Consider the following 15,530-nt stretch of genomic DNA (forward strand, 5'->3'; position numbering starts at 1 on the left):
CGGGGGCCGGTGCCGGAGCTGCGGCGGGCGATGCCTGGGTGGCCGGGTGGCTTCGGGGTGTCTCGGGTGCTGTCCGGTGGCTGCCTGGGGAATTCCGGCTTCCCGGAGGCCGGTTTCTGCGCACACCCGGGGTGCCTGTGAGGCCGGCGCGTCGAGCCGGTTCGGCTCGTCCAGGGCCTGGGTGGCGGGGTGGCTTCGGGGTGTCTCGGGTGCTGTCCGGTGGCTGTCTGGGGAATTCCGGCTTCCCGGAGGCCGGTTTCTGCGCACACCCGGGGTGCCTGTGAGGCCGGCGCGTCGAGCCGGTCCGGCTTGTCCGGGGGCAGCACTGGGGGAGCGCCAGGACGGAACTCCCCGCGCGACCGGGGACCCGGCGCGCCGTGGAGCATCAGGGTGCGAGAGGCCCCGGCACGGGGGTCGCGCAGGGGGCCGGGAGTCTTCCACGGGCCGGGCGAGGCCGATTCGGTGGGCCGGGAGGCGCATGGCACGATGCAAGCATGTCCTCCGCACTGACCGGTCTCTGCCGGTATCCCATCGTGCAGGCGCCCATGGCCGGCGGCGCGTCGTGCCCCCAGCTCGCCGCCGCCGTGTCCGAGGCGGGCGGTCTCGGGTTCCTCGCCGCCGGGTACAAGACCGCGGGCGGCATGTACCAGGAGATCAAACAGATCCGCGGGCTCACCCCACGCCCCTTCGGGGTCAACCTCTTCATGCCGCAGCGCGGCACCACCGACCCCGCCGCCATCGAGGTCTATCAGCACCAGCTCGCCGGTGAGACCACCTGGTACGAGACCCCGCTCGGCGACCCCGACTCCGGCGGCGACGACGGCTACGAGGCCAAACTCGCCATCCTCCTCGACGACCCGGTGCCCGTCGTCTCCTTCACCTTCGGCTGCCCCGCCCCCGAGGTGCTCGAATCCTTCGGCCGGGCCGGCACCCTCACCGTCGTCACCGTCACCACCCCCGAAGAGGCCCGCGCCGCCGAGCAGGCCGGAGCCGACGCGCTCTGTGTGCAGGGCGTCGAGGCGGGCGGACACCAGGGCACCCACCGCGACGACCCCGCCACCGCCGGCGCCGGGATAGGGCTGCTCACCCTCATCACGCTGATCCGCGACGCCGTCGACCTGCCCGTCATCGCCACCGGCGGGCTGATGCGCGGCGCCCAGATCGCCGCCGCGCTCGCCGCCGGGGCGACCGCCGCCCAGCTCGGCACCGCGTTCCTGGTCTGCCCCGAGTCCGGCGCGCACACCCTGCACAAACAGGCCATGACCAACCCGCTCTTCACCCGCACCGAGCTGACCCGGGCCTTCTCCGGGCGGCCCGCCCGGGGCCTGGTCAACCGTTTCATGCGCGAGCACGGACCCTACGCCCCGGCCGCCTACCCCGAGGTCCACCATCTGACCAGCGGGCTCCGCAAGGCCGCCGCGAAGGCGGGGGACGCCCAGGGGATGTCCCTGTGGGCGGGGCAGGGCCACCGGCTGGCCCGCACCCTGCCCGCCGGGGAACTCGTCGGGGTGCTCGCCGGCGAAATGGACTCCGCCCGCACCGCGTTCGCCCCGGAGGGCTCCTGATGACCGCGCCCGTCTTCCTCGTCGAATCGCTGGACGGCGCCGGACCCGGCCGGCCGATCACCCTGGACGGGCCCGAGGGGCGCCACGCGGTCTCCGTGCGGCGGCTCCAGCCCGGCGAGGACATCGTGCTCACCGACGGCCTCGGCCGGGGCGCGGCCGGTGTCGTCCTCCGGACCGAGGGCAAGGACCGGCTGGTCGTGGAGGCGCGGAGCCTGCTGGAGGAGCCCGAGCCCCGGCCGCGTATCACCGTGGTGCAGGCGCTCCCCAAGGGCGACCGGGGGGAACTCGCCGTGGAGACCATGACCGAGACCGGCGTCGACGCCATCGTGCCCTGGTCGGCTGCGCGCTGCATCACCCAGTGGAGGGGCGAGCGCGGCGCCAAGTCCCTCGCCAAGTGGCGGGCGACCGCGCGCGAGGCGGGGAAGCAGTCCCGCCGGCTGCGCTTCCCCGAGGTCGCGGAGGCGGCCACGACCAAGCAGGTCGCCGAGGTGCTCGCGGCGGCCGACTTCGCCGCCGTACTGCACGAGGAGGGCGCCGAGCCGCTCGCCACGGCGGAACTCCCGGCGGAGGGGTCGATGGTGCTGGTGGTGGGGCCCGAGGGCGGGGTCTCGCCGGAGGAGCTAGCGGTGTTCGCGGCGTCGGGAGCCGGGCCGCACCGGCTCGGGCGCACGGTGCTCCGCACCTCCACGGCGGGTACGGCGGGGGTGGCGCTGCTGCTCGGGCGCACCGGGCGCTGGGGCTAGGGAGTTTCTTTCGGATCGGGCCGGATCGGGCCGGATCGGGCCGGATCGGTGAGCGGGGTCCGGTGCCGGGGCTCGCGAGCCCGGCAAGATCCGAAAGAGACGGCCCGGACCCCTCGGAGGGGCCGTTCACCCGCTTGGCGCAGCGTGATCCGGCCGTCCGCCGCGCGCAGCGGCGGAGGCGGCGATCACCGCGTCGAACAGGGGCCCGCCGTCCACCTCGGTGGTCCCCGGCGGGGCGGGGAGCAGCCCCCGCGCCAGGGCCTCGTCGACGAACCGCCGTACGATGCCCGGCTCGTGGAGGTTGAGCCGTTGGCCCGGGCCGGAGGGTTCGCCGGTCTCCCGGAAGGCGATCTCCAGCCGTGGGGTGGTGCCCTCGCGGCGTAAGCACAGGACCGTACGGCAGTTGTACGGGCGTCCGCCCTCGGCCGAGTGCCGGTGCCGCACGGTCCACATGTAGACCGTGTCCGCGTCGAGGACGAGCCTGCGGGGCCGGATCAGCTTTCTGCTCATCTCGCGGACCGTACGGGGGATTTGTGTCCGCAACCACTCTTTTACCGGCCGCCGCTCGGTGTCACGCTGCCGTGCATGAACGGCACCACCATCAGACCCGGCCGCCGGCTCCCGGCCGCCCGCGCCCTCGCTCTCGCCGCCGCGGCGGTCGCCGCGCTGACCGGGTGCGAGCCGACGGGGGACGGCAGGCTCAACGCCGCGGCCGTCGCGTTCACCACCGACCGGACGGCGACCAGCACGTTCAAGCGCCTCGGGGTGGAGGTGAGGTGGCTGAGCTGTACCTCGGCACCGGGGAGTGCGCCTCCGGCGGGGGCGGGGTACGCGACGGTCGACTGTGAGGGGGAGACGGCGGGCGGGGAGTCGATCACGTTGCGGGGGAGGGTGACGGAGGAACGGGCGGGGGTTTGTGTGCGGGGGGATCTGGCTGCGCGGGTCGGCGGCAAGGCGGCCTTCGACGCGGAGTTCCTCGGGGACTGCACCCAGCCGCGCCCGTCCCGCCGGGCTCCCGAGCCCACGCCCACGGTGACGGTGACGGTCACCAGAACCGTGACTCCTCCCTGACGGGTGCGCGCGGGACGCGGGCTGTCTGTGATGAGCCGCACGACTCCAGCCTCTCCGGCGGGCTGAGCCGCACCACTCCAGCCCCTCCGGCGTTTGAGGAGCGGGGGTTCGGGGGCCGGCCCCCGACCGTGGGCCGCGCTGTGCGGGTTGCCTGTGGCACAGGGGCCGTCCCGGGGGCCGGGCGACGGGCAGGCTGATCTCGCAAAGGGCTCCCCCCGCGACCCCCGCCTGCCTAGGGTGACAGCGTGACGCAGCCTGCCTACCTCCGGTACCCCCATATTCACGGCGAGTTGATCGCCTTCACCGCGGAGGACGACATCTGGGTCGCCCCCCTCCACGGCGGCCGAGCCTGGCGCGTCAGCGCCGACGACGTGCCCGTCGACCACCCCCGCATCTCCCCCGACGGCTCGCACATCGCCTGGACCTCCCGCCGCGACGGCGCGCCCGAGGTGCATCTCGCGGCCGTCGACGGCGGGCCCGGGACCCGGCTCACCCACTGGGGCAGCCACCGCACCGCCGTGCGCGGCTGGACCGCCGACGGCGAGATCCTCGTGCTCACCACGCACGCCCAGCCCTCGCTGCGCCGCACCTGGGCGCGGGCCCTCCCGCTCGACGGCGGCCCGGGGACGGAGCTGCCGTACGGGCCGGTGGGCGGCGTCGCCCGGAGCGAACGCGGCCCCGGCGTGCTGCTGCTCTCCGCGACCATGGGCCGCGAGGCCGCCGCCTGGAAGCGCTACCGGGGCGGCACCGCGGGGAAGCTGTGGATCGACCACGGCGACACGGGCGACTTCACCCGCCTCCACCAGGACCTGGACGGCAACCTGGAGTACCCCCTCTGGGTGGGCGACCGGATCGCCTTCCTCTCCGACCACGAGGGCGTCGGCGCCCTCTACTCCTCCCTCCCCGACGGCTCCGCCCTGCGCCGCCACACCCCGGTGGACGGCTTCTACGCCCGCCAGGCCGCCACCGACGGCACCCGTGTCGTCTACTCGTCCGCCGGCGAGCTGTGGCTCCTCGACGACCTCGACGGCGCCGAACCCCGCCGTCTCGACATCCGCCTCGGCGGCCAGCGCACCGATCTGCGTCCCCGGCTCATCCACGCCGACCACCATCTCGGCTCCGCCGCACCCGACCACACCGGGCGCGGCAGCGCCGTCGAGATCCGGGGCGGCATCCACTGGATCACCCACCGCGAGGGCCCCGCGCGGGCGCTGGCGGTGGAGCCGGGGGTCCGGGCCCGGCTGCCCCGCACCTTCCGGACCGGCAGCGAGCAGCAGGTGGTCTGGGTCACCGACGCGGAGGGCGAGGACGCCCTGGAGTTCGCCCCGGCGACCGGCACCGCCGCCGGCGCCACCCCGCGCCGGCTGGGCGCGGGCCGGCTCGGCCGGGTCCTCGGGCTCGCCGTCTCCCCGGACGGCTCCCGAGCCGCCGTCGCCTCGCACGACGGCCGCGTCCTCCTGGTGGAGCGCGACTCGGGCGAGGTGCGCGAGGTCGACCGCAGCGAGGACGGCGAGGCCACCGGGCTGACCTTCTCGCCCGACTCCGCCTGGCTCGTCTGGTCGCACGCCGGACCCTCCCCGCTGCGGCAGCTGAAACTCGCCGGCACCGCCGATCTGACCGTCTCCGAGGCGACCCCGCTCCGCTTCCGCGACTACCAGCCGGCCTTCACCCTCGACGGCAAGCATCTGGCCTTCCTCTCCGAGCGCGCCTTCGACCCCGTCTACGACACCCATGTCTTCGATCTCGCCTTCGTCGGCGGCTGCCGCCCGCATCTGATCACCCTGGCCGCGACCACCCCCTCCCCTTTCGGGCCGCAGCGGCACGGCCGCCCCTTCGACGCCGACAAGGAGAAGGACAAGGAGAAGGAGCGGGAGACCGAGGGCAAGCAGGAGAACGGCGACAACGGGACCCCCGTCACCCGTATCGATCTCGACGGACTGGCCGACCGGATAGTGCCGTTCCCCGTCGAGGCCGCGCGCTACTCCACCCTGCGCGCCGCCAAGGACGGCCTGCTCTGGCTGCGCCACCCGGTACGGGGGGTGCTGGGCGCGACCCGGGCGACCCCGGACGACCCGGGCCCCAGGACCGCGCTGGAGCGGTACGACCTGGCCCAGCTCCACAGCGAGGAACTCGCGTCCGATGTGCGGACGTACTCCGTCAGCGGCGACGGCAAGCGGGTGCTGCTCCTCACCGACGGCGCGCTGAAGGTCGTCCCCAGCGACCGCCGTGCCTCGCGCGACGAGGACAGCGACACCAACATCACCGTCGATCTCTCCCGGGTGCGCCGGCTGCTCGACCCGGCCGCCGAGTGGCGGCAGATGTACGACGAGGCCGGCCGGCTGATGCGGGACAACTTCTGGCGCGCCGACCTCGGGGGCGTCGACTGGGACGGCGTACTGGAGCGCTACCGCCCGGTGCTGGCGCGCGTCGCCACCCACGACGACCTGGTGGACCTGTTGTGGGAGGTGCAGGGGGAGCTGGGCACCTCGCACGCCTATGTCACCCCGCGCGGCTGGTACGGGAGCCGCTCGACCCGGCAGGGGCTCCTCGGCGCCGACCTCTCCCGTGCGCAGGACGGCACCTGGCGCGTCGACCGGGTGCTGCCGTCGGAGACCTCCGACCCCCAGGCCCACTCCCCGCTCGCCGCCCCCGGGGTCGCCGTCCGCGCCGGTGACGCGATCCTCGCCGTCGACGGCCACCCCGTGGACCCCGTCGCCGGTCCCGGCCCGCTGCTGGTGGGCGCGGTCGGCAAACCCGTCGAGCTGACGGTGGCCCCCGCGGGCGGCGGCGATCCCCGGTACGCGGTGGTGGTGCCGCTCGCGGACGAGGAGCCGCTGCGCTACCACGCCTGGGTCGCGGACCGCAGGGCGTACGTCCACGAGAAGTCGGGCGGGCGGCTGGGTTATCTGCACGTGCCCGACATGCAGGGCGCCGGCTGGGCGCAGATCCACCGGGATCTGCGGGTCGAGGTGGTGCGGGACGGACTCGTCGTCGACGTCCGGGAGAACCGCGGCGGCCACACCTCCCAGCTGATCATCGAGAAGCTGGCCCGCCGGATCGTCGGCTGGGACCTGCCGCGCGGCATGCGCCCGTACAGCTATCCGCAGGATGCCCCGAGGGGCCCGGTGGTGGCGGTGGCCAATGAGTTCTCCGGCTCCGACGGCGACATCGTGAACGCGGCGATCAAGGCCCTCGGCATCGGCCCGGTGGTCGGGACCCGGACCTGGGGCGGGGTGATCGGCATCGACAGCCGCTACTCCCTGGTCGACGGGACGCTGGTGACCCAGCCCAAGTACGCGTTCTGGCTGGAGGGGTACGCCTGGGGGGTGGAGAACCACGGGGTCGACCCGGACGTCGAGGTGGTGACGACCCCCCAGGACCACGCCGCCGGGCGCGATCCCCAGCTCGACGAGGCCGTCCGCATGGCGCTGGCCGTCCTCGCGGAGAACCCGCCGAAATCGCCTCCGTCCCTTCCCTAGGGCCCGGTGCACGGCCCCCGGGAGCCCTCGGGCCCCCGGGAGCCGTGCCCTCGGTAGCATGCTCGGATACTGGCTGATCAACCACTGGCCGATCAACGCGAGGAGGAACCCCGGCATGGCGGGAGAACCCCAGGCTGACTGCCTGTTCTGCAAAATCGTCGCCGGCGATGTGCCCGCCACCGTGGTGCGCGAGACGGAGACCGTCGTCGCGTTCCGCGACATCAACCCCCAGGCCCCCACCCATGTCCTGGTGATCCCCAAGGCCCACTACCCCGACGCCGCTTCACTGGCCGCCGCCGAGCCCGAGCTGGCCGCCGACGTCCTGCGGGAGGCGGGCGAGGTCGCCGAGCTGGAGGGCACCGTCGCCAAGGGGTACCGGATCGTCTTCAACACCGGTTCCGGCGCCGGACAGACCGTGTTCCACGCGCACGCCCACATCCTCGGTGGCCGCGGCCTCGAATGGCCCCCCGGATAGCGAGCGCCGCACACCGTGTCCGTACGAGAACTGGTGGTCCTCGGCACCGCCAGCCAGGTGCCCACCCGGCACCGCAACCACAACGGCTATCTGCTGCGCTGGGGCGCCGAGGGCATCCTCTTCGACCCGGGGGAGGGCACCCAGCGCCAGATGCTGCGCGCCGGGGTGGCGGCCCACGACCTCAACCGGATCTGCGTCACCCACTTCCACGGTGACCACTCCCTCGGGCTGGCCGGCGTCATCCAGCGGATCAATCTCGACCGGGTCCCGCACGAGATCACCGCCCACTACCCGGCGAGCGGGCAGCACTTCTTCGAGCGGCTGCGGTACGCCACCGCCTACCGCGAGACCGTCCGGCTCACCGAGGCCCCCGTCGCCGCCGACGGGGTCCTGGCGCGCACTCCCGCGTACACCCTCGAAGCCCACCGGCTCTCGCACCCCGTCGAGTCCTGCGGCTACCGCCTCACCGAGCCCGACGGGCGCCGGATGCTCCCCGAGCGGCTCGCCGCGCACGGCATCGCGGGACCCGATGTGGGGCTGCTCCAGCGCACCGGGGAGCTGCGGGGCGTCACCCTGGAGGAGGTCAGCGAGGAGCGCCGGGGGCAGCGGTTCGCCTTCGTCATGGACACCCGGCTCTGCGACGGGGTGCGCACCCTCGCGGACGGGTGCGATCTGCTGGTCATCGAGTCCACCTTCCTCGACGAGGACGCCGGGCTGGCGGCCGACCACGGCCATCTGACCGCCGGGCAGGCGGCCCGGGTGGCGCGCGACGCGGGGGTGCGCCACCTCGTCCTCACCCACTTCTCGCAGCGCTACCCCGATGCGGGAGAATTCGAGCGGCAGGCCCGCGCGGCCGGGTTCGACGCCGAGCTGACCGTGGCGTCCGACCTTCTGCGCGTCCCCCTCCCCCCACGTCACCCATGAGCAAAGCTGGACCCGTGCCACTTCCCAAAGCCGAACTGCACCTGCACATCGAAGGGACCCTGGAGCCCGAGCTGGCCTTCGCGCTCGCCGCGCGCAACGGCGTCGACCTGCCCTTCGCGGACACCGAGGCGCTCCGCCGCGCCTATGACTTCGAGGATCTCCAGTCCTTTCTGGACCTCTACTACGGTCTGATGGCGGTGCTGCGCACCGAGGACGACTTCGCGGACCTCACCGACGCGTATCTCGCCCGGGCGGCCGCCCAGGGCGTCCGGCACGCGGAGATCTTCTTCGACCCGCAGGCGCACACCTCGCGGGGCGTCCCCATCGCCACGGTGATCGGCGGCCTGGCCCGCGCGCTGGACGCGAGCGAGGAGCGGCACGGAATCTCCACCCGGCTCATCATGTGCTTCCTGCGGGATCTGAGCGCCGAATCGGCGCTGGCCACCTTGGAGGAGGCGCGGCCCCATCTGCACCGGATCACGGCCGTGGGCCTGGACTCGGCGGAGGTGGGCAATCCGCCCGCGAAGTTCCGTGAGGTGTACGAGGCGGCCGGCGCGCTCGGTCTGCGCAAGGTCGCCCACGCGGGCGAGGAGGGTCCCGCCTCCTACATCACCGAGGCCCTGGACGTGCTCGGGGTCGAGCGGATCGACCACGGCCTGCGCTGTATGGACGACCACGAGCTGGTCGAGCGGCTGGCCCGCGAGCGGGTGCCGCTGACGCTCTGCCCGCTCTCCAACGTACGGCTGCGGGCGATCGACACCCTGGAGGACCACCCGCTGCGCGCGATGATGGACGCGGGTCTGGTCTGCACGGTCAACTCGGACGATCCGGCCTACTTCGGCGGCTATGTCGGCGACACCTTCCACGCGGTGCGCGAGGCGCTGTCACTGGAGGAGGAGCGGCTGCGGGAACTGGCGCGCAACTCCTTCCTGGTGTCGTTCCTGGAGGACGACGAGGAGCGGCGGGCGCGGCTGATCGCGGAGGTCGACGCGTACGACTTCGCCTCGGAGCGGCCCGAGTAGGCGGCCCGGGCAGGCGGCCCGGGCAGGCGGCCCGTGCGGGTGGCCCACCCGGGCGGGTCGCGCGGGTACGGTCCCGTGTGCCCCGGTCCCGTGTGCCCCGGTCCCATTGACCGGGGCATGCCCATCTCCCTAGTCTCCATTCCTGTCTGTGCACGCCGTCCATGTCTGAGACCGGCAGGAGCATGGCATGACCCAGGATCTGACGATCGGCGAGGTGCGGCTCACCCCGGTCCTCGTCGCCGACCCCCCTCTCCTCAATACGCAGGGCGTCCACCAGCCGTACACCCCTCGTCTGATCGTCGAGGTGGTGATGGCGGACGGGACCACCGGTGTGGGTGAGACCTACGGGGACACGGAGTACCTCGCGCTGGCCGCGCCGCTGGCGCGCGCCCTGCCCGGTCATCGGGTCACCGATGTGAACGGACTCCACCGGCTCGCGGAGCTGGTGTGCGGGGACCCCGGTGCCGTCTCCCCGGGCGCGCTCTCCCCGGGGGCCGCGGGCGCGGATGGGGGAGAAGCCACGGACGGGGACGGGGACGGGGACGGGGTGGACGCGCGCGGGCTGCGCGGGGTGCGCACCTCGGAGAAGCTGCGCCTCTCGGTGGTCTCCGCCTTCGAGGTCGCGCTGCTCGATGTCCTCGGCAAGGTGCTGGACCTGCCCGTGCACGCGTTGCTGGGCGGGAAGGTCCGGGACACCGTCGAGTACAGCGCGTATCTCTTCTACCGCTGGGCCGGGCACCCGGAGGGCGCGGGGGAGCCCGACGACTGGGGCGCGGCGCTCGACCCCGCCGGGATCGTCGCGCAGGCCCGGCGCTTCGCCGCCGAACACGGCTTCGGCTCGTTCAAGCTCAAGGGCGGCGTCTTCCCGCCCGACGAGGAGATCGCGGCCGTACGGGCCCTCGCGGCGGCCTTCCCCGGCGCCCCGCTGCGGCTCGACCCCAATGGGGCCTGGTCCGTGGAGACCTCGCTGCGGGTGGCCGGGGAACTCCGGGGCGTGGTGGAGTATCTGGAGGACCCGGCCGGGTCGGTGCGGTGGATGGCGCGGGTGGCGGCCGGGACACCGGTGCCGCTGGCCACCAATATGTGCGTGACGACCTTCGCGGAGATCCCGGAGGCGTTCGCGCTCGGCGCCGTGCAGGTGGTGCTCTGCGACCACCACTACTGGGGCGGGCTGCGCAACACCCGTGAGCTGGCGGCGATCTGCCGCACCTGGGGGGTGGGCCTGTCCATGCACTCCAATACGCATCTGGGGATCAGCCTCGCCGCGATGACTCACGCGGCGGCGGTGGTGCCGCGACTGGACTACGCCTGCGACAGCCACTACCCGTGGCAGACGGAGGACGTGATCACCGAACGCCACACCTTCCGGGAGGGGCGGCTCACGGTCGGCGATCTGCCGGGGCTGGGGGTCGAGCTGGACCGGGAGCGGCTGGCGGCGCTGCACCGGCGCTGGGTGGAGGACGACGGCGCCCTGCGCGACCGGGACGACGCCCGCGCGATGCGCCGCGCGGAGCCGGGGTGGGCGGCGCCCCGGGGCCCGCGCTGGTGAGCGCGGGGCTCAGGCCCCCGTCGTGGAGCCCGGCCGGGCGATCATCAGGACCACCACGACCGCCCAGAGGAGATTGAAGATCCCGGTGAGCCCGGACAGCCGGGCCGCCGTCCGCGCCGTCCCCTCCCCGCCGGCGAGCACCCGCTCCTGGCCGGGGAGGATGGCCAGCGCCAGGATGCCCGCGGCGATCGCGGTGAGCACGATCGACACCAGCAGCCACACGTCGGTGAGGACCCCGAGCGCGGCGCCGGTGGCGACCCCGAAGACCGGGACGCTCAGCCCGGCGATGGTGTAGCCCCGGCATATCCGGTGCAGCAGCGCGGCCGTGGCGGGCGGCGTCCGTTCGCCCGGCTCCTCCGGCTGTGCCCGTGCGTAACGGGGGAAGAGGGAGGCCGCCACCGCGACCGGACCGATGGTCAGGATCGCCGCGAGGACGTGGACGGACAGCAGGAACGTGGTCACCGGGACGACCCTCCGGAGGCTGAATAGGTTGGCTGCCAATAGATAGCATGCCAAGGCTTCCTATGGATAGGCTGCCAATCCATGAGGACAGATGCGGTACGCGGCCACCTGGACGGCCTGCTCCTGGCCGTGCTCGAACCGGGCCCGCTGCACGGCTACGCGATCATCACCGCCGTACAGCGGCGCAGCGGCGGTGTGCTGGAGCTGCGCACGGGCACGATCTACCCGGCGCTCAACCGGCTGGAGCGGCTGGGGCTGCTGCGCGGCAGCTGGGAGACGACGGGGGAGCGGCGCCGCCGGGTCTATGAACTCACCGACGCGGGGCGGGGGAGCCTGGCGTCCGAGCGCACGGCCTGGCAGGAGTTCACGGACGCGATCGGCTCGGTCCTGAACCCGGCGCGGGCGCTGTGAGCGCCGGACGGCCCTCGTCCGACCCCGTGGAGCGGTACGTGGCGGAGCTGGCGGCGGCCGTTCACGGGCCGGCCCGGGTCAAGTCCCGGCTGATCGAGGAGATCAGGGAAGGGCTGACGGACACGGTCGAGGCGTACGCGCGCGGCGGGCTGTCCCGCGAGGAGGCCGCCCGGCGGGCGGTGCGGGAGTTCGGGACGCCGGAGGAGCTGGCGCCGAGCTGGCAGCGCGAACTGACCATCGCCCAGGCCCGGCACACGGCACGCGCGGCGGGGCTCACGGTGCCGCTGCTGGTGGTGTGCCTGCTGTTGCTGAGGGGGGCCGTGGACGACGGGTGGGGGGTGCTGGGGCTCCATCTGGCGGGGGTCGCGGTCGCGGCGGCGCTGCTCGCGGCGGGGGCGCTGGCCGCGACCGGCAGCCCGGGCCGGCGGCTGCGCGTCCCGTCCCGGCTGCCCCTGGTGGTGGCCTGGAGCGGGACGGGGGCGGCGATGGCGATGGGGGTGGGTGCGCTGGGGTTCGTCGTGGTGGCGGTGCTGGACCGGAACTGGCCCCTGACGGCTCTGGCCGGCGCCCTGGCCGCCGCGTCCCACGCACTGCTGGCCTCCACCGCCCGCACCTGCCGCCAGTACGCCCGCCTCCCCCTCACCCCTCGCCCAACCTGAGCGAGCCGAGACACGAAATCCAGCCCCTCCGGCGAGCTGGGGCGCACCATCCCGGCCCGTCCGGGGTGACGCGTGCCACCCCAGTCCCTCCGGCGTCTGAGCCGCCACCCTCAGCCCTTCCGGGCGAGCTGAGGCACGAGATCCAGCCCCGCTGGCGACCTGAGCAACCCAAGCCCCTCCGGCGTTCGAGGCAGCACCACTCCAGCCCCTCCGGCGATTGAGGCAGCACCACTCCAGCCCCTCCGGCGATTGAGGCAGCACCACTCCAGCCCCTCCGGCGATTGAGGAGCGGGGGTTCGGGGGCTGGCCCCCGACCGTGGCCCGCAGGGTGCGGGCTCCTGTGGCACAGGGTCCGTCCTCAAGCGCCGGACGGGCTGGGTTCGCCGGGTGGACTGGGTTTGCTCGGGTCGCCCGTGGTGCGGGGTCCGTCCTCAAGCGCCGGACGGGCTGGAGGTAGCGGACGGGCTGGGTTCGCCGGGTGGGCTGGGTTTGCTCGGGTCGCCCGTGGTGCGGGGTCCGTCCTCAAGCGCCGGACGGGCTGGAGGTAGCGGGCGGGCTGGGTTTGCCGGGTGGGCTGGGTTTGCTCGGGTCGCCCGTGGTGCGGGGTCCGTCCTCAAGCGCCGGACGGGCTGGAGGTAGCGGGCGGGCCGGGTTTGCCGGGCGAGGCGGTGGTAGCGGGCGGGGCGGGGATGTGCGGGCTCTCGGCGCGCGGGCGGGTTTGGCAGACTGGCCGGATCGCACCACGCACAGAAGCGGCGGCCCAGTGAGTACAAGGCACACCCCCCATCACCACCCCGCACCACCCCCCGACCGCAGGCCCCCCTGCCTCGACCCCCTCTCCCACCTCCGCACCCCCACCGACCCCGGCTGCGACGTCTACCTCACCGGCACCGTCTTCCTCGACATCATCCTCACCGGCCTCGACTCCGCCCCCGTCCGCGGCACCGAGTCCTGGGCCCGCGGCATGGGCTCCAGCCCCGGCGGGGTCGCCAACATGGCCACCGCCCTGGCCCGGCTCGGGCTGCGCACCTCACTCGCCGCCGCCTTCGGCGACGACCACTACGGCGACTACTGCTGGGACGCCCTCGAACAGGGCGAGGGCATCGACCTCTCCCTCTCACGCACCGTCCCCGGCTGGCACTCCCCGGTCACCGTCTCCATGGCGTACGAGGGCGAGCGCACCATGGTCTCCCACGGCCACGAGGCCCCGCCGCCCGAGCCCGCCCCGGACCGGCCCCCGCCCGCCCGCGCCGCCGTCGCCTCCCTCACCCCCGGCCGGCGCGACGAGTGGATCGCCCAGGCCGCCCGCACCGGCACCCGGGTCTTCGCGGATGTCGGCTGGGACGAGACCGGCCGCTGGGACCCCGCCGACCTCGACGACCTGGAGCACTGCGAGGCCTTCCTCCCCAACGCCGAGGAGGCCATGCGCTACACCCGCACCCGCACCCCGCTCGCCGCCGCCCACGCCCTCGCCGAGCGGGTCCCGGTCGCCGTCGTCACCCTCGGCGCCGAGGGCGCCTGCGCCGTGGACGGCGCCACCGGCGAGAGCGCGCGGGTCCCGGCCATCGCCGTGGAGGCGCTCGACCCGACCGGGGCCGGGGACGTCTTCGTCGCCGGCTTCGTCACCGGGACGCTCGCCGGCTGGCCCCTCGCCGACCGCCTCGCCTTCGCCGGGCTCACCGCCGCGCTCTCCGTGCAGGAGTTCGGCGGCTCGCTCTCCGCCCCCGGCTGGATGGAGATCGCCTCCTGGTGGCGCCAGGTCCAGGGGGTGCGCGGCCAGACCGGCGGCGCGCTCGGCCGGTACGCCTTCCTGGAGCGGCTGCTCCCCGCCCCGGCGCGCCCGTGGCCGCTGCGCCGCGCCGTCCCGACCATCGGCTTCCGCAGCCCGGCCTGACCCTCCCCGCCCCGGACCCGGGGGCACGGGCGGCGAAAAGCCCTCGGTCGTTGTCGGTGCGGCGTCGTACGCTTGATGTCCAGAGGTTGTCGAGCGGCGAGAACCCTGCAACGGGAGGTATGTGCAGGCCACAGAGCCGGCCCATGACTCACACACCCACAGCCCACACCCTCCCCCCGCAGCCCCAGGGCGCGGCGGGCCCCCCGGCGACGGGGCAGGCACGAGCCGAGTTCGCGGTCCCCGCCAAGCACCCCATGGTGACCGTCCTCGGCTCGGGTGACGCCCTGTTGCGCGTGATCGAGAAGGCCTTCCCGGCGGCCGACATCCATGTCCGGGGCAATCAGGTCAGCGCTGTCGGTGACGCGGCGGAAGTCGCGCTCGTCCAGCGACTGTTCGATCAGATGATGCTGGTGCTCCGCACCGGACAGCCGATGACGGAGGACGCAGTGGAACGCTCGATCGCCATGCTCCGGGCGAGCGGGGAGGCGGGCGCCGACGGCACCGCCGAGACCCCCGCCGAGGTGCTCACCCAGAACATCCTCTCCAGCCGCGGCCGCACCATCCGCCCCAAGACCCTCAACCAGAAGCGCTATGTCGACGCCATCGACAAGCACACCATCGTCTTCGGCATCGGCCCCGCGGGCACCGGCAAGACCTATCTCGCGATGGCCAAGGCGGTCCAGGCCCTCCAGTCCAAGCAGGTCAACCGGATCATCCTGACCCGCCCCGCCGTCGAGGCGGGCGAGCGCCTCGGCTTCCTCCCCGGCACGCTCTACGAGAAGATCGACCCCTATCTCCGCCCGCTCTACGACGCGCTGCACGACATGCTCGACCCCGACTCGATCCCCCGGCTGATGGCCGCGGGCACCATCGAGGTCGCGCCCCTGGCGTACATGCGCGGCCGGACCCTCAACGACGCCTTCATCATTCTCGACGAGGCGCAGAACACCAGCGCCGAGCAGATGAAGATGTTCCTGACCCGGCTGGGCTTCGACTCGAAGATCGTCATCACCGGCGATGTCACCCAGGTCGACCTGCCCAACGGCACCAAGAGCGGTCTGCGCCAGGTCCAGGACATCCTGGACGGCGTCGAGGACGTCCACTTCTCGCGTCTCACGTCCCATGACGTCGTACGGCACAAGCTCGTCGGCCGTATTGTCGACGCGTACGAGAAGTACGACGGCCAGGGCGCCCAGCACAGCGGCGCGGGCGGCACCCGCAGCGGTGCCCGCCACGGCCATGGGACCGGAACCGGGAAGTAGCGGTACAGCACACC

The 15,530-nt window shown here is 73.9% G+C and carries 14 protein-coding genes; 12 read left to right on the forward strand and 2 right to left on the reverse strand.

From position 1 onward, the window contains the following. Nucleotides 1-494: 494 nt before the first annotated feature. Together ACWCRA_RS31905 and ACWCRA_RS31910 are read left to right on the forward strand one after the other, a co-directional pair. Nucleotides 495-1,565: a nitronate monooxygenase gene (locus ACWCRA_RS31905; protein WP_351553785.1), complete on the forward strand. Its 1,071-nt coding sequence runs from the start codon at nt 495-497 to the stop codon at nt 1,563-1,565. After that, a complete protein-coding gene (locus ACWCRA_RS31910) occupies nt 1,565-2,308 on the forward strand; it encodes a 16S rRNA (uracil(1498)-N(3))-methyltransferase (RefSeq protein WP_451069212.1) in 744 nt (247 codons plus the stop codon). The genes ACWCRA_RS31905 and ACWCRA_RS31910 overlap by 1 nt, the downstream gene beginning before the upstream one ends. Before the next feature lie 126 nt (nt 2,309-2,434). On the opposite strand, the gene ACWCRA_RS31915 is transcribed toward ACWCRA_RS31910, so the two are convergent. Next, on the reverse strand, nt 2,435-2,818 hold the full coding sequence (locus ACWCRA_RS31915) for a hypothetical protein (protein WP_351553791.1): 384 nt from the start codon (nt 2,816-2,818) through the stop codon (nt 2,435-2,437). A gap of 75 nt (nt 2,819-2,893) precedes the next feature. Here ACWCRA_RS31915 and ACWCRA_RS31920 point away from each other — a divergent pair, with 75 nt between their 5' ends. The 6 genes from ACWCRA_RS31920 (at nt 2,894) to ACWCRA_RS31945 (ending at nt 10,828) form a co-directional block, all read left to right on the forward strand. Continuing rightward, nucleotides 2,894-3,379: a hypothetical protein gene (locus tag ACWCRA_RS31920; protein WP_451069213.1), complete on the forward strand. Its 486-nt coding sequence runs from the start codon at nt 2,894-2,896 to the stop codon at nt 3,377-3,379. Between the two features lie 245 nt (nt 3,380-3,624). Further along, on the forward strand, nt 3,625-6,858 hold the full coding sequence (locus ACWCRA_RS31925; RefSeq protein WP_351553797.1) for a S41 family peptidase: 3,234 nt from the start codon (nt 3,625-3,627) through the stop codon (nt 6,856-6,858). Nucleotides 6,859-6,973: 115 nt separating this feature from the next. After that, on the forward strand, nt 6,974-7,333 hold the full coding sequence (locus ACWCRA_RS31930; protein WP_351553922.1) for a histidine triad nucleotide-binding protein: 360 nt from the start codon (nt 6,974-6,976) through the stop codon (nt 7,331-7,333). Between the two features lie 15 nt (nt 7,334-7,348). Continuing rightward, nucleotides 7,349-8,257, forward strand: coding sequence for a ribonuclease Z (locus ACWCRA_RS31935; protein ID WP_451069214.1), 909 nt, complete (start codon nt 7,349-7,351; stop codon nt 8,255-8,257). 14 nt (nt 8,258-8,271) lie between these two features. Continuing rightward, nucleotides 8,272-9,279 (forward strand): adenosine deaminase, encoded by a 1,008-nt coding sequence (locus ACWCRA_RS31940; protein WP_351553803.1) that lies wholly within the window; start codon nt 8,272-8,274, stop codon nt 9,277-9,279. 187 nt (nt 9,280-9,466) lie between these two features. Beyond that, on the forward strand, nt 9,467-10,828 hold the full coding sequence (locus tag ACWCRA_RS31945; RefSeq protein ID WP_451069215.1) for an enolase C-terminal domain-like protein: 1,362 nt from the start codon (nt 9,467-9,469) through the stop codon (nt 10,826-10,828). 9 nt (nt 10,829-10,837) lie between these two features. On the opposite strand, the gene ACWCRA_RS31950 is transcribed toward ACWCRA_RS31945, so the two are convergent. After that, nucleotides 10,838-11,290 carry a hypothetical protein gene (locus ACWCRA_RS31950; RefSeq protein WP_351553809.1) on the reverse strand — a complete coding sequence of 151 codons (453 nt, stop codon included), beginning with the start codon at nt 11,288-11,290 and terminating at the stop codon, nt 10,838-10,840. A gap of 81 nt (nt 11,291-11,371) precedes the next feature. Here ACWCRA_RS31950 and ACWCRA_RS31955 point away from each other — a divergent pair, with 81 nt between their 5' ends. From ACWCRA_RS31955 to ACWCRA_RS31970, 4 genes are all read left to right on the forward strand, one after another. After that, nucleotides 11,372-11,701: a helix-turn-helix transcriptional regulator gene (locus tag ACWCRA_RS31955; RefSeq protein ID WP_351553812.1), complete on the forward strand. Its 330-nt coding sequence runs from the start codon at nt 11,372-11,374 to the stop codon at nt 11,699-11,701. Beyond that, the gene (locus ACWCRA_RS31960) at nt 11,698-12,360 is read left to right on the forward strand and encodes a permease prefix domain 1-containing protein (protein WP_451069216.1); all 663 of its coding nucleotides are present in this window, start codon (nt 11,698-11,700) and stop codon (nt 12,358-12,360) included. Before ACWCRA_RS31955 ends, ACWCRA_RS31960 begins: the two co-directional genes overlap by 4 nt. Before the next feature lie 763 nt (nt 12,361-13,123). Beyond that, a complete protein-coding gene (locus ACWCRA_RS31965) occupies nt 13,124-14,254 on the forward strand; it encodes a carbohydrate kinase family protein (RefSeq protein ID WP_351553818.1) in 1,131 nt (376 codons plus the stop codon). Nucleotides 14,255-14,397: 143 nt separating this feature from the next. Further along, nucleotides 14,398-15,516, forward strand: coding sequence for a PhoH family protein (locus tag ACWCRA_RS31970; RefSeq protein ID WP_351553821.1), 1,119 nt, complete (start codon nt 14,398-14,400; stop codon nt 15,514-15,516). The last annotated feature ends 14 nt before the right edge of the window (nt 15,517-15,530 follow it).

The organism is Streptomyces sp. NPDC001889 (assembly GCF_053594535.1).

Coding starts and splice junctions, on each gene's coding strand:
- ACWCRA_RS31910 (WP_451069212.1), top strand. CDS start 1,565: ATGACCGCGCCCGTCTTCCTCGTCGAATCGCTGGACGGCGCCGGACCC.
- ACWCRA_RS31920 (WP_451069213.1), top strand. CDS start 2,894: ATGAACGGCACCACCATCAGACCCGGCCGCCGGCTCCCGGCCGCCCGC.
- ACWCRA_RS31930 (WP_351553922.1), top strand. CDS start 6,974: ATGGCGGGAGAACCCCAGGCTGACTGCCTGTTCTGCAAAATCGTCGCC.
- ACWCRA_RS31905 (WP_351553785.1), top strand. CDS start 495: ATGTCCTCCGCACTGACCGGTCTCTGCCGGTATCCCATCGTGCAGGCG.
- ACWCRA_RS31955 (WP_351553812.1), top strand. CDS start 11,372: ATGAGGACAGATGCGGTACGCGGCCACCTGGACGGCCTGCTCCTGGCC.
- ACWCRA_RS31970 (WP_351553821.1), top strand. CDS start 14,398: ATGACTCACACACCCACAGCCCACACCCTCCCCCCGCAGCCCCAGGGC.
- ACWCRA_RS31945 (WP_451069215.1), top strand. CDS start 9,467: ATGACCCAGGATCTGACGATCGGCGAGGTGCGGCTCACCCCGGTCCTC.
- ACWCRA_RS31915 (WP_351553791.1), bottom strand. CDS start 2,818: ATGAGCAGAAAGCTGATCCGGCCCCGCAGGCTCGTCCTCGACGCGGAC.